A 13,467-nucleotide genomic window follows, 5' to 3' on the forward strand; every position below is an offset into this window, starting at 1 on the left:
TTGGGACAACCTTGTCTAGTCTAATCTATAATGCCTGACAGCAATTTTTGAATTTCTTCCCGCTTCCGCAGAAACATGGATCATTTCGACCTGGAAGTGGTTTTGCACTTTTCCTGTACTCCAGCATCCGCTCCGATCTAAGTCGGTTCGCCAGTAATAACATGCGTTCATAGGCGTATGAGTAGAACATTTTGTAGCTGTGGCAGAAATAATCAACCTCAGTCCGATCATTAACATCAAGCCAATTCCGGTTGCGCGGACATCCCCCATTGCAAAAGCTAAGGTACTCACACTTATAGCATGATTCATTCATATTGGGCTTCATTAACAAAAAATCATCATATAATGGGCTGGTTAGCAGCGCTTCCAGGTCAGTTTGGCCGATATTTCCTAGCCTATGCTCTTCATCGATAAAGAAATCGCAAGGGTAGGCATCCCCGTTCGTTTCAAGCACCATCATCTTCGGGCAACATGAGTTGTGAACGCATAACTCTGCCTCACGATGCATGAATACAAGAAGCATATTCTCAAAAATACGAATAGGAAGCTCTGGATACCCACCGTTGTACCAAAGGTCAAATGTACGGCATAAAAAGACTCCGTATTGTTCAGGTGTAATTCGGAAACGTCCCGCTACATCACTTTTCTGAGAAACAAAATCCATGCAGGGGATATACTGAATATTCGGAAAGGTATGTTCTAGATAAAATGCCATCAACTCATCTGGTTTCGTCACGTTATCTTCATGAATCACCGTCAGAATACTATACTCCACACCCTCATTCTGTAAATGACGAATCCCACGCATAACTAGATCATAACTGCCTTTTCCCGAACCCGTTACACGATGAGCATCATGAATAGGCTCTGGGCCATCCAGACTAATCCCAACCAAAAAGTTATACCGTTTAAAAAATTTCGCCCATTTCTCATGGATAAGCGTTCCATTGGTCTGCAGTGCATTATTGATCATCGTATGAGGCGGAGCGTACTTAGCTTGGAATGAAATCACTTGTTCAAAATACGAAAGTCCGGCCAATAATGGCTCCCCACCCTGCCAAGAGAAAGTCGCTATCCCTGATGATCTTTTCATGTACTGAGCGATAAACCGCTCCAGAAGCTCCGTATCCATCACTCGGATCGGTTGCTGAGGATGTCCCCCGGCTGTACTGTAATAGCAATAATCACAGGCTAGATTACAATCCTCTGAGACGGTTTTCCACATGACATGAAGGGTCTTCTGCTTAGAGGTTTGTATACATGCAGTCATACGATTCTGCCCCTCCTATGTAATACTATCTTTGTAAAACCTAATTCCTATTTGTTCAATTAAATCATAGATCTGCAAGTCAACGATGAGTAAAACATCATAGCTGGTCAAATAACTGGGCACAAAAAAACTGCACTCCCCATTGTCCGTTGGGACAAAGCAATAAGGGTGTACAGTTTCTTTGTGGATGAGTCTAACGGTAGTTAGAGACTAGTCTTATTAATTACGGACGTATTCTCTATTCGCTGTTTCTAACATGGATTTCCAATCCGCAAACTTCGTCTCCCTAACAACATGACGATCAAACAGTTCATCAGGTATGTCAGCAACATCTTCTTCTGTCTTTACTTGAAAGTTCCCTTTGGTTACAAACTCATCGAAACTTTTGTAATTGGAATACTTACTCATAAACGCTTCATTAAACAATTTCTCGAAAGAGATGTGATTGGGATCTTCTTGATACGTTTTCTGTCCTTGTAACTCATTCATTAATTCTTCCATGGTCATTGGTTTTTGTCTTCTCAAATTACCACTCCTAATTTTCTGTTATAGTTGTAGAATATCATGTTAATCCATAAATCACACGAATCCTAAGCTTACCATAATTTTGACGATTTCACCTTTCAAATTTCACTTATTATGCAAATAGTCGGCCTCTATACTTAAAATACAACAAAAAACCTTCCTTATTCATAAGGAAGGCTTCTTATTATTAGGACAATTTCACCAGGCTGTAGTTTTTCTTACCCTTACGGATAATGATAAAACGTCCGCCGATGGCTTCGCTGGCTGTAACTTCAAATGCTACATCGCTAACTTTTTCACCGTTCATGGAAATTGCGCCTTTGGTGATGTCTTCACGCGCTTGACGTTTGGATGGCTCAATTCCTAGATCTACCAGCCACTCCACGATATTTTTGGACTCCAATGTCGTTTCGTAGGTCGGCATTTCCTTGAAGCCTTGCTCGATCTCGTCAGCGGTCAGAGATTTAATATCTCCACTGAACAGAGCGGCAGTAATACGTTTAGCCTGCTCCAGCAATTCCTCACCATGCACGAATCTGGTCATTTCTTCAGCCAGTGTTATTTGCGCTTCACGTTTATGCGGTTCGGTCTGCACCTTTTCTGCAAGTGCATCAATTTGTTCTTTAGAGAGGAATGTAAAGTACTTCAGGTATTTCACAACATCACGGTCATCTGTATTCGCCCAGAACTGGTAGAATTCAAAAGCTGTCGTTTTGTTCGGATCCAGCCAAATGGCTCCGCCAGCTGTTTTACCGAATTTTGTACCATCGGCTTTCAGCATAAGCGGGATGGTAAGTCCGAATGCCACCGCTTCAGAACCTTCTTTTTTACGGATCAGATCTAAGCCACTTGTGATGTTCCCCCATTGGTCAGAACCACCGATTTGCAGCTGCACATCTTCATGCTGGAACAGGTGCAGGTAGTCCAGGGATTGCAGGATTTGGTAGGAGAATTCCGTAAAGGAAATTCCGCTGTCCAATCTGCTCGCTACAACATCCTTGGCAAGCATCGAATTGATGCTGAAGTTTTTACCATAGTCACGCAAAAATTCGATAACATTGATTTTATGCGTCCAATCGTAATTGTTCACCATGCGGATTTGATTGTCGCCATCAGTCACGAACAGTTTTTTCATCTGTGCTGTAAGTGCGTCAACGTTGGCTTGGATTTGCTCCAGCGTTTGCAAAGAGCGTTCGGATTGACGTCCACTTGGATCACCAATCGTTCCCGTAGCCCCACCAATAAGAATCACCGGACGATGTCCTGCCAGTTGAAATCTTTTGAGCACCATGAATGGAATCAAGTGGCCAATATGCATACTGTCACCTGTTGGATCTACACCGCAGTACAGGGATACCGATTTTTGATTGGTCAGTTCTCTAAGCCCTTCGGCATCTGTTTGTTGATTGATGGCATCGCGCCATTCTAGTTCGTCGATAATATTCATTGCCTTACACCCCTCAAAATTAGTAGTTATCCTATAAATGAAACATCAGTCCGCCAAGCGGAAACGGTTCGCCCTCCTGATTAGGACGGGACCGTTTCAGCGAGAAATATAAGGAGTATTGATGAAGTGAACCCTATAAATCCTTATATTTAAAAACAAAAAAAATCGTCCCCTTGTCTATTGTAGACATAGGGACGATTGAATAACCGTGTTACCACCCAGATTGCACCCATGAAACGCTTATGCTCAAGCATACCATTGATACCACTCTTGACGAGATATCGTTCGCCATTCCGCTCGGTATTACCCGAGATACTCCAAAGTGTAATTCGCAAGCTTAGTGTGTACCGGGTTTCATCAACCCCCGGCTTTCTGAAACAGGGACTAAGTTACTACTGGGCTCCTTCAACGTATATCGTATATAAGATTACAGCCAGTATAGTGAAATAATTCTTTTATGTCAACTATCTTCAGGAGAGAATGCCGTCACACACTTCTACTGTAAAGCGCTACTAGGCATTTCCACTTTTTTTCTGATACAATTACGAAAAAAGAGGTGAACGAATCCGCATGCTAGATCCTATCGATAACCATATTTTGATGCGGCTGGCCCAAAACAGCAGAATTTCCTATACTGATCTAGCTAAAGAAGTCAGTTTATCAAGTGTCGCGGTGAAAGATCGTATTGATCGGCTAGTCAATCAAGGGATTATTGAACAGTTCTCGATTGTCATCAGTGCTGAAAAGCTAGGAAAGAAAATCTCCGCCTACCTGGAACTTGAAGTAGAACCTGCTCATTTAAATCATATCGTCGATGTATTAAAGGAAAACGAACGCGTAGCTGTATTATACGAAATGACGGGACCATGTATTCTGCATATTCACATCTTGGTAGAGAATCTTGAAGAGATGGAACGGTTTATGCATGAATCAATCTACTGTCTGGATGGACTGGTACGTGTAGAAAACCAAATCTTATTAAAACGCCACAAAAATCAGGACGGATTGAATATATAAGAAAAAGAACCGCCTATAAAGACGGTTCTTTTCTCATATGGATTTTTTTAGGATTATCGAATAATTGCTATTTCGTCCTACTCTGTCTTAGCCAGCTTAGATTTATAAAAGTTCACGAAATATTCGCTGACCACGATCTTCCCGTTCACAACACTTATTGGGGCTGTAAGCTTCACTGTCTCTCCGTTGTAAATCCCCGTTGTCGCTCCAAGCTTCATCTCCAGAACATTGCCATTGTAGCTTAGCGTAACTGTCTTAGTGGCTGGCTGCCAGCCAACCTTTGCTCCAAAGTTCTCAAAGCTGCTCCGTAAAACCACGGGCTTGCGCTCGGAATCGCCGAATTGACCTTTATCAATTAAGGCGTGTACGCCCCAGTTTCCATCCACCACTTGTGTAATTCCAAAATCAGCTGACACAGACATCAGAGAGTACGCTTCATCTTCGCTCAATTCCATTCCAGCCATTAAAAAATCTTTTGTTTTATGAGCGGCATCCTTCATCGCTTTGTCGATGGACGAGTTTTTGAAGATATCCGTCTGAGCACTAGCCCCCAGCTCCTCCAAATAATTGGCGTAGCTGAATCCATGCACAACCCACTCGTTCTCATTTTCAAGTAATGGGAAGTTTAAACCTTTCAGCTTGTTGTTAAGCGATGATTTTTTATGAAGAATGACTTGTATATCCCCAGTGACCGATGTCTCGATCGCAGTTCCGTTAATCTCCGAATCGCCTTGACCGGCATGCGGGTCACCGATCGACAGTAGTGCACCAGCTACGGATACAGGATAATACATCGTCGCACCTTCCGTAATCCGCCAATCATCTACGTTACCGCCGTTGTAAGATGGTGGAACGGAGTCAACAACATCCGCTTCTTTCGGCGCCACACCCATTGTACCAAAGTGGAGACGAACCGGAATTTTCACACCTTTTAGCACATCGAAGTTTTTATCAATCGTATTATGGTCAACGATAACACCCGGGTAGTCAATTGTCGGGTGCACTTGACCATCTGGATCGGTTTGCACAGACCATTTGTAGTTATATACAGCTGTTGCATAATCTGTTCCACCCTCCGTATCCATCTCGTAGATGGTTACTACCTCACGCTTTTTCGGCTCCTCCACCATATCTCCATATAGATAACCCCAGTTCGCTGCGGCATTCACGCCATATGTTTTGCCAGCGTATTGGTCATTCCCATTTGGTCTCAGCTTCATGTCCAGAATCTTAACTTCCAGCACATCTCCTGGTTCAGCACCTTCAACAGCGATGGGACCCGACATAATATGTACGCCTGGCCCGCGGAGCGCTTCGTTCTTCTCCCCCTCAATCCAGTGGAAAATATCCTCTACTCCCGCATCTCCTTTAATCATTCGCTCGTAATCATCCCCTGAGTGATGTGTAATGGCCTCAACCGTTACGATGTCTCCCGAATGCACAGTTAGAGCTGGATCTCCCTTACCTATATTCCCCCATCGAACAGTCTCCGAATTCGCCTTCAGAACATGGGTTTTTGGTTTATACGCATCGTTTGTTGTGTTAGCATACATAACACCAGATAACGAATTCACCCCTAAAAATAGGGATAACGTGACACCTACATTACGAATTATTTGTTTTTTCATACGAAAATCCTCCATTCCTTTAATAAGTGTTAGTTTTTATAACATTTGGTGTTTCTGAGTATAACAGATGACTTGAGGATTAACAATATAAATATTTTCATGAATTTCGGTTTAAATAATAAACACGAAGGAGTCTTTCTCTTGAATTATCCAAGTTAACTCCACAATAAAAAAACGCCAACACTTATTAGCTCATAGTGTTTGGCGTTGGATTATCCAGTCTAAAGTAATGCACTAATTTTATTTTTGATCAGTAATACTTCTTGTTGCCCGGGTTACAATCCGCTTTGTTTCCTTGGTACCTGATAGGTTCAACCATTCATCACAAATTTGCTGTACCCATGCCGGATGGCTTTTGCTAGCATCATTTAACCAATTGCTTACAGAATCCTGAACGTATTTTTCCGGATCAGAGTTAAGCGGTTCTAATAGCGGAAGGGCAATCGCTGGATTTTCTTTGAGCGCTGTAATATGCTTTGCCCATACCCCATGTGGGCGCGTCAATTCGATCGCAAATCTCCTAATATTCGCGTCCTGATCATGAATCCAAGCCTTTAATAATTCAATGGAAGCATCCAGCTCGGCAATGACTGATTCCCTTAAAGCCATCCATGAAATCTCACGCACCCCAAAATGACCATCCGCTGCAAAAGGACGGATTGCTGTTAGTTTTTGAACTAGACTCCATTGATGATTCTGGCCCACGATATAAGCAGCCCAGCAGCGAACACTATCGGATTTATGATGAGCTAACACAGCAAATAGCCGGGAACGTTCCAGCTCTGATTTACAGTCAAATAGAAGCTGCCACTCACGTGAAATCACCGGGATGAGCTTCATGATTTTCTTTTCCGATAACGCATTCAGCCTTTGTAAAATTGGTTTAGCTTCCTGTTCAAAACCTAGCTCATTCAGTACATTTTCCAACAAGACAAGATGATCCACAGCAAGCCATTCCGTTAAATTCACGCTCTGTAAATATCCTTTATTCAGCAGTTCTACAATCTCAACGGGAATTTCAGTAACCTTTCGAGCGCCCTTCCTGTGTTCCATGGAAATCGTCCCTTCACTATGATTTGAAAGCTTAAATCACCTTCATGTCATAGCTAGGATACCGTTGTTTCTAAAAATGAAGCTGTAATCTCGTTTACAACTCGATAGCTATGTTATATTTCTTTCCAAAATCTTGTCTCGCTGGATATAGATAGTTCTGAACCCTGTCTGAATAACCTCCGCTTTCACCAATTCTTGCAATGCCACTGTTACAGCTTCTCTGCTGGCTCCAATTAAATTAGCGATTTCTTGATGCGATAGAGGAACATTAATTTTGTAACAATTATCCTTATGCTCAACCCCATGCTGATCCGCCAGCTTTAAAAGAACGCACAATATTTTATCATGCAGATTTCCGATGGCTAGATTTTGAGTTAACTGACTCATACTTTTTATGCGGTCGCTCAATACTTGCAATAATGACATCATAAACCTAGGCCGGTGAGAGATGAATTCTTCAAACCTTGCAGGATCAATTGTGCAGATATGGCTTTCCTCAATCGTTTCAATATAATGTTCCTTCGTTCCAAAAGAAATCATACCCATTTCACCAAAAACATTACCCTCACTGAGGATATCCGATGTAAATTGCTTACCGTTTGCGTTTAATTGGTATAAGCGAACCTTCCCTTTTTTCACAAAAAACAGCCCTTCAGAAAAGGTTGACGGTATTTGGATATATGTATTTTTGGGGACTACTGTTATTCGCGTTAATTCTTCCATTTCAATAAGATCTTCCAGTCCTAACGATTGAAGCAAATTGAATTGAGATAAATAATGATTTTTTTCCATTGCCCCTCCTGTATAAAACGCTATTCATTTCTTCAGTATACCTTACAAAAAAAGCCACGTCCTAAGGACGCAGCTTACTAAATTAGCGGTTACTTGCTTCCCAGCGCGCTACTTCTTCCCGCACACGTGGGGCCACTTCGGTGCCCAGCAGTCTAATCGCCTGCATAACATCCTCATGAGGCATCGTGCCGTGCGGCACATGTAAAAAGAATCGCGTAATTCCCACATGCTTGCGCAGATGAATGATTTTATTAGCGACAGTTTCTGGATCACCTACGTAAAGGGCGCCATCTAAGCTACACGCTGCATCATAATCTGCACGATGGTACGGAGGTGTTCCTTTTTCCTTCGCCCGCACATTGGTCCGGGCATGCGTTGAAGGAAAAAATTTCTCCAGCGCTAACTGATTAGTCTCCGCTATGAACCCGTGTGAATGCGAAGCGATTGGAAATTTTGAAATATCATGCCCGGCTTCAGCTGCTGCTTTTTTGTAAAGCTGTACATGTGACGCATAATCCAGTGGTAGAACATTCCCTATAATCGCTAAAACAAAAGGCAAACCTAGTGATCCTGTGCGGATCGCAGACTCTGGACTTCCTGCACTCCCGATCCAAATCGGTAAAGGATCTTGAACCGGACGCGGGTAAATCCCCAAATTTTCTATAGCTGCTCGGTGTTTGCCTTTCCAGGTCACTTTTTCTGACTTTTGGATGGCTAATAACAATTCCAGCTTCTCATTAAACAGTTCTTCGTAATCCTTCAGATCATATCCGAATAGAGGAAAAGACTCTGTAAACGAACCCCGGCCGATCATAATCTCCGCACGTCCGTTCGAAATTCCGTCCAGCGTTGCAAAGTCCTGAAACACACGCACCGGATCGGCTGAAGACAGAATCATTACAGCACTGCTCAACCGGATCTTAGTAGTCAACGAAGCAGCCGCAGCCAGTACAACCGCAGGTGAAGACGCCGCATAATCATGCCGATGATGCTCACCTACTCCGTATACATCTAATCCCACCTCTTCGGCAAGTACAATTTCCTCCACTACTTCACGTAGTCGTTCTGCATGACTTATTGTCTCACCCGTTTGGACATCAGGTGTGGTCTCGACAAATGTGCTTACTCCAAGTTCCACTATTCATTTCCTCCTAATATTCTGCACGATGCATTATTCTCTGGATGTAAAAAACCATAAAGGGACTACCTAATTATACTAACTAATTTAGGTTCCTTCGACTATAATCGAAGTTCATCTAATTAGATCCCCCTCACTATAGATCGGACTGAGGAGCCGTTAATTTAATAATTTCATTCATTTTGCTAAATTATCGGACTTAGATGCAGCTATTCGTGCAAAGTAGCTTCCATAATGTGTGTTTTTATGGAAATAAGCGCAATACAGTCCGAAACTATCGCAAAATGAACTAAAAAGTGAAAATAGCTGCAATACGGTCCGAACAAACAAGACCTCGTGTGAACTGACCATAATACAACAATTATACTGGGACTTTACCGCCTATGTGCCAGAGTGCAGCTAAGGCGTGGTAACGACGAAGTTTGTTTAATTGCATTTTGTGCAACTATATACGCTTTGAAGGTAGCCTTTGTGGATTTAGTTGCACTCTGTACACTTAAATACGAGCACTTGCCTCAATATGGCGGGATTCTAGAATAATAGTTGTAAAATATGCAATTAAACTGCCCTAAAGCTGCGAGCATAAGAGCTTAAATGTACTTTTTACAACTATTTTGCTTTTTTAATGAGAATTGTGAGGGTGCTGCTAGTGAGATGTAATCGCGATGTAATAGCGAAGTAATCGCAATAATACAAAAACAAAAAAGACCACTAATCACCTAAACACAGACGATTAGCGGCCGGTCAAATCCAAGCTAGTTTGCATTCCCAATATTCGGAGTTATCGGCTTATCCAGCGATTTCGGTGGTTTGCTTGGGTTTATCCCAACGCCGATCCGACCGAATACATACGCTCCGCCAGGAATTCGATTCGCTAAATTCATTATAAGTGCCGAGCCTACCACACAACCGACAAATTGCAGCAGAACACTAAATAGTCCAAGGTTTTGCAACCCAAATGAAGCTGGAAGCTTAACGAATATAGCCAATAGCAAAGGATGAAGCAAGTATATGCCAAAAGAATATCTGCTGCTCCATTCCAGTACACGTGGCACTTTCTTCATTTTCGATGCCAAGGAGAAGAGCAGCAAAATCATGCTTAAGGCGAATAGAAGCATATCAATTCTTTTGGAGCTATGCGCCGTTATCCAGCCTTGACTATTCACGAACAGCACTAGCGCACCTGTCAGAACCGGGAGCGTGTATACGGCTATGCGGAACTTTTTTAATTTTTCCCGGAACCACAGCTCATTTCGTCCCAAGTAATAGGCTACTGTAAAGTAAAAAATCCAACCAGGTGCGAAAATCCAGTACATTTTATCCCAGAAATAATGGGCGGCTGCCGTATCTGCGGGCGTAGTAAAGTTGAAGAAACCCAAATAGATAACGTTAATAAGGAACGATACGATTAGAATATTGCGGGGGTTAAGCCGCTTCGCATACGTCTGAAACCAGAGGAATAAAGCATAAAACTGAAAGATAATCAGTATAAAATAGCCATGGAAATCTCCAATCAGCAAATGACGCCAGAGGTAATACCAAAAAGCCTGCAGCAAAGGAATGCCGTCACTACTCGACAGCTCCAATCCTTTTAGTCCTGCATACAAGGTCCCGAAAAAAAAGTAAGGCAATAAAATATACTTGATTCTTTTCTCCCAAAATCTCGCTGGAATTTCATTGGGATAGGCAAATGACAACACGAATTGGGAGATAAATACGAATACAGGTGTGCCAAACGTTAGCAGTAAACCCACCGACTCTACCCAAGATGTATTTCCATCGTCATAAACCCGATAAAGAGCATGCAGCAGGGCTATACTTAAGCAGGCTACACTACGAAGAACGAACATTTCCGAGTTCATTTTGCGTTCCATGCGGAGTGCCCCTTTCAATGGGTGCTTTTAATGATCTACTGCGCTTCCTACACTTAAGCGGTCAGTAATTGTTTTTTCCAGCCCGGTATGAAAGTTATGGTTAGGGAACCAAGACAATAATTCCTGGGCTTTTTGATTGTTTAAATAGCTATGGAGAATATCCCCCGGACGAGGATCCGCATAGGTTGTCAGGAAATCCCGACCCGTGATGTCCCCTAACATCCGAACCATCGTATTTATCGAGGTTGGTATTCCGCAGCTAATATTCATCGTCTCATTATTCACCCTGCCTTCGGTCTGAACCGCGTCAACGAACGCTTGCGCCACATCCTCCACATAGACGAAATCTCTAGTCTGCTCACCGTCCCCATAGATTACGAGATCCTTCCCTTGCTTTATACGATCCAGAAAAACAGAAACAACGCCAGCTTCTCCATGCGAACTTTGCCTTGGCCCATATACATTAGCGAGACGCAGAATCGTATATTTCAGCCCATGTAAGCTGGCAAACATCCGAATATATGACTCTGGTACACTTTTGGATACACCATAGCAGGACTCGGGATTTAAGGGATGCTGCTCATCAATGCTCAAATATTCCGGGTTCCCATAAACCGCTGCCGACGAGGCATAAACTAGCTTTTGAACCTGATGGATCTCGCACATGCGCAGTACATTCAGCGTGCCAACAATATTCACATTCGCATCAAATAACGGGTTCCGCTGTGATTCTCTGACGTCGATCTGTGCAGCCAGATGAATGACTGCATTTGGCTTTTCAAGGTTAAACACCTCATGCAAAGTCTCATCCCGAATATCGTACTTATACAGAACCGCAGCAGGATTCATATAAGTCAGACCGGAGGCTCCGGATACATTATCTACAATCACAGTTTCTATGCCCTTTTTTATTAGCCGATCAACCACATGGGATCCAATAAAGCCTAACCCCCCAGTTACCAATACCTTCAAAATAAAAAACTCCTTTCGCCCGCTAAGAGTGATCTTTGTACCGTGCATTCCCCGAAAAATTCACATAAAATACAAAATCAAAGGATAAAGGAGTGAAGTATATGGCTACTGCCCCTATTCCAGACAGCTCGGTGACTACGTCCATCCTTTCTGATGGTGCGGTCACATCTATTAAATTAGACCCTGAGACTAACGGTTATGTGAACGTCCGATCGTACGGCGCTGTAGGAAACGGTATCAAGGACGATACAGTAGCGATTCAAAATGCTATCAATGCGGGAAACGCCAAAAACAAAGTAGTAATCTTTCCTCCAGGTGTATATAAGGTATCTTCGGGACGCATGCGTAACCCCTCCGTCCTCGACTGGTGGTGTCTTCGAATTCCGTCCAAAACGAATTTAAGCTTTGAAGCCGGCTCCAAACTTGTGCTTGCCCCGAACCCACCCTCAGACACTAGGGTTCTAGTAATCTTAAATGCCTCAAATATCACAATCGCGGGCACCCTTGAAATTGATGGAAGTGCATCGACTGTTAAAACAGCCGTCAACGATCAGCTTCACGGCTTGTTCATTTCTTCTTCGCAAAATATAACGATAGAGTCAGTGTACTCTCACGATTGCTATGGGGATAATATCTTCATTGGGGGGACAGAAGAAATCCCCTCCGTTAATGTGCACATCGGATATGCACGCTGTGAGACTGCTGGACGAAAGAACTTTGTGGTCCATTTTGTAGACCAGCTTCATGTCAACAGAGCGGTTCTGAATAATAGCCGCGGTGGCGCGCCTGGTTTTACTGGTGCTAACTCTCTCGATCTTGAACCCGATGTCTTTAAAGGAACGCGCAGCTTTTATCAGCGATTCGACTCCTTGACAACCATAGGTTTCGGTAACGACCTATCAGCAGGGCTTACAGATGCTATCGCTAGACTCTGGACACTCGACATCGGTTCACTAGATATGCGTGTAAGCGGATCGGTAAGTCCAGCCTTACTGTCCTATGGACTGACGCTGAAAATCAATCATTTGGCTATCCGTTCCACCGATCATAAAGCTAACTTCGGTCTACAGACGATCTATTCACAATTTATTGATATCGCTAGCGCCAAGTTCGATGGCATCGGGGGCCCTGCGATCTATGCAGCGTTTAATGCTGCCGGAGGTAAACCAAGGTTGCACATCGGTTCTTTAGGAATGTACGGTTCGGGTTCCACCTTAGCAAGTGGTGTCCGAATCGACGGAGGAGATCTTTATGTGGGGACGATAGATGCACAGGATTTAACGGGCAATACCTTGCATTTATTCACAACGGAGTCTGACGCGATGGCTACTGTCGACAATATGATCGTCCGCAATAGCGGAACCAATCAGGTAGTGCTAGTCTCTTCTTACGGTGCAGCTAAACCGTCTCTGCGCCTCAATAATGTAGCGGTGTTTGATACCCGAGCAGTGAAGGTAAAGCGAATTCTAGAATTCGAAACACTAATCGGCATGCAAGGCACATCACTAGGAACCTTGTATAATCCATATTCGCTCCCTGAATGGTTCTCGACCTACGGTAACTTCAAACGGGCCATTCGCCTCACTGGCGGGGCAGTGTTGCCCGCGGTGTTCATAGTAGAGGGTTCGCCCGAGGGAGTCGTAACCGCCCCAGTTGGCAGTCTGGCCATGCGAACGGATGGCACGGCACAAGCCACTTTGTATGTGAAGGAAAGCGGATCAGCAGCCAGCGGATGGAAGGCTAAATAAGAT

Annotated in this window: 11 protein-coding genes; 2 read left to right on the forward strand and 9 right to left on the reverse strand. The window is 43.5% G+C overall.

The window, feature by feature from the left end:
* Positions 1–25: 25 nt before the first annotated feature.
* The 3 genes from MHH50_RS17855 to tyrS form a co-directional block, all read right to left on the reverse strand.
* The gene (locus MHH50_RS17855) at positions 26–1,270 is read right to left on the reverse strand and encodes an anaerobic sulfatase maturase (RefSeq protein WP_340033215.1); all 1,245 of its coding nucleotides are present in this window, start codon (positions 1,268–1,270) and stop codon (positions 26–28) included.
* 219 nt (positions 1,271–1,489) lie between these two features.
* Positions 1,490–1,777, reverse strand: coding sequence for a hypothetical protein (locus MHH50_RS17860; protein WP_036688213.1), 288 nt, complete (start codon positions 1,775–1,777; stop codon positions 1,490–1,492).
* Positions 1,778–1,982: 205 nt separating this feature from the next.
* Positions 1,983–3,242: a tyrosine--tRNA ligase gene (gene tyrS / locus MHH50_RS17865; protein WP_076129736.1), complete on the reverse strand. Its 1,260-nt coding sequence runs from the start codon at positions 3,240–3,242 to the stop codon at positions 1,983–1,985.
* Between the two features lie 570 nt (positions 3,243–3,812).
* On the opposite strand from tyrS, the gene MHH50_RS17870 reads away from it, so the two are divergent.
* Positions 3,813–4,259, forward strand: a complete 447-nt coding sequence (locus tag MHH50_RS17870) for an Lrp/AsnC family transcriptional regulator (RefSeq protein WP_038571749.1) — start codon at positions 3,813–3,815, stop codon at positions 4,257–4,259.
* 77 nt (positions 4,260–4,336) lie between these two features.
* Here MHH50_RS17870 and MHH50_RS17875 read toward each other — a convergent pair whose 3' ends face one another.
* The 6 genes from MHH50_RS17875 to MHH50_RS17900 all read right to left on the reverse strand — a co-directional run bounded on the left by MHH50_RS17875 (position 4,337) and on the right by MHH50_RS17900 (position 11,716).
* Positions 4,337–5,887 (reverse strand): acetamidase/formamidase family protein, encoded by a 1,551-nt coding sequence (locus MHH50_RS17875; RefSeq protein WP_340033216.1) that lies wholly within the window; start codon positions 5,885–5,887, stop codon positions 4,337–4,339.
* A gap of 240 nt (positions 5,888–6,127) precedes the next feature.
* On the reverse strand, positions 6,128–6,940 hold the full coding sequence (locus MHH50_RS17880) for a DNA alkylation repair protein (protein WP_340033217.1): 813 nt from the start codon (positions 6,938–6,940) through the stop codon (positions 6,128–6,130).
* Between the two features lie 108 nt (positions 6,941–7,048).
* A complete protein-coding gene (locus MHH50_RS17885; protein ID WP_248548789.1) occupies positions 7,049–7,732 on the reverse strand; it encodes a Crp/Fnr family transcriptional regulator in 684 nt (227 codons plus the stop codon).
* A gap of 82 nt (positions 7,733–7,814) precedes the next feature.
* Complete coding sequence (locus MHH50_RS17890) at positions 7,815–8,870, reverse strand: LLM class flavin-dependent oxidoreductase (protein WP_038571758.1); 1,056 nt, start codon at positions 8,868–8,870, stop codon at positions 7,815–7,817.
* 755 nt (positions 8,871–9,625) lie between these two features.
* Positions 9,626–10,744 (reverse strand): acyltransferase family protein, encoded by a 1,119-nt coding sequence (locus MHH50_RS17895; protein ID WP_340033218.1) that lies wholly within the window; start codon positions 10,742–10,744, stop codon positions 9,626–9,628.
* 27 nt (positions 10,745–10,771) lie between these two features.
* Positions 10,772–11,716 carry an NAD-dependent epimerase/dehydratase family protein gene (locus tag MHH50_RS17900; protein ID WP_340033219.1) on the reverse strand — a complete coding sequence of 315 codons (945 nt, stop codon included), beginning with the start codon at positions 11,714–11,716 and terminating at the stop codon, positions 10,772–10,774.
* Between the two features lie 101 nt (positions 11,717–11,817).
* Between MHH50_RS17900 and MHH50_RS17905 the strand changes: the two genes are divergently transcribed.
* A complete protein-coding gene (locus MHH50_RS17905; RefSeq protein ID WP_339187445.1) occupies positions 11,818–13,464 on the forward strand; it encodes a glycosyl hydrolase family 28-related protein in 1,647 nt (548 codons plus the stop codon).
* Positions 13,465–13,467: the final 3 nt, after the last annotated feature.

Origin of the sequence: Paenibacillus sp. FSL H3-0302 (assembly GCF_037982245.1) — a bacterium.
Lineage (GTDB): Bacteria > Bacillota > Bacilli > Paenibacillales > Paenibacillaceae > Paenibacillus_AQ > Paenibacillus_AQ odorifer.

What these genes read in the sequence shown, in the direction of transcription:
- MHH50_RS17880 (WP_340033217.1), bottom strand. Translation starts at nt 6,940, where the DNA reads ATGGAACACAGGAAGGGCGCTCGAAAGGTTACTGAAATTCCCGTTGAG.
- MHH50_RS17860 (WP_036688213.1), bottom strand. Translation starts at nt 1,777, where the DNA reads ATGACCATGGAAGAATTAATGAATGAGTTACAAGGACAGAAAACGTAT.
- MHH50_RS17855 (WP_340033215.1), bottom strand. Translation starts at nt 1,270, where the DNA reads ATGACTGCATGTATACAAACCTCTAAGCAGAAGACCCTTCATGTCATG.
- MHH50_RS17870 (WP_038571749.1), top strand. Translation starts at nt 3,813, where the DNA reads ATGCTAGATCCTATCGATAACCATATTTTGATGCGGCTGGCCCAAAAC.
- MHH50_RS17895 (WP_340033218.1), bottom strand. Translation starts at nt 10,744, where the DNA reads ATGGAACGCAAAATGAACTCGGAAATGTTCGTTCTTCGTAGTGTAGCC.
- MHH50_RS17885 (WP_248548789.1), bottom strand. Translation starts at nt 7,732, where the DNA reads ATGGAAAAAAATCATTATTTATCTCAATTCAATTTGCTTCAATCGTTA.
- tyrS (WP_076129736.1), bottom strand. Translation starts at nt 3,242, where the DNA reads ATGAATATTATCGACGAACTAGAATGGCGCGATGCCATCAATCAACAA.
- MHH50_RS17905 (WP_339187445.1), top strand. Translation starts at nt 11,818, where the DNA reads ATGGCTACTGCCCCTATTCCAGACAGCTCGGTGACTACGTCCATCCTT.
- MHH50_RS17875 (WP_340033216.1), bottom strand. Translation starts at nt 5,887, where the DNA reads ATGAAAAAACAAATAATTCGTAATGTAGGTGTCACGTTATCCCTATTT.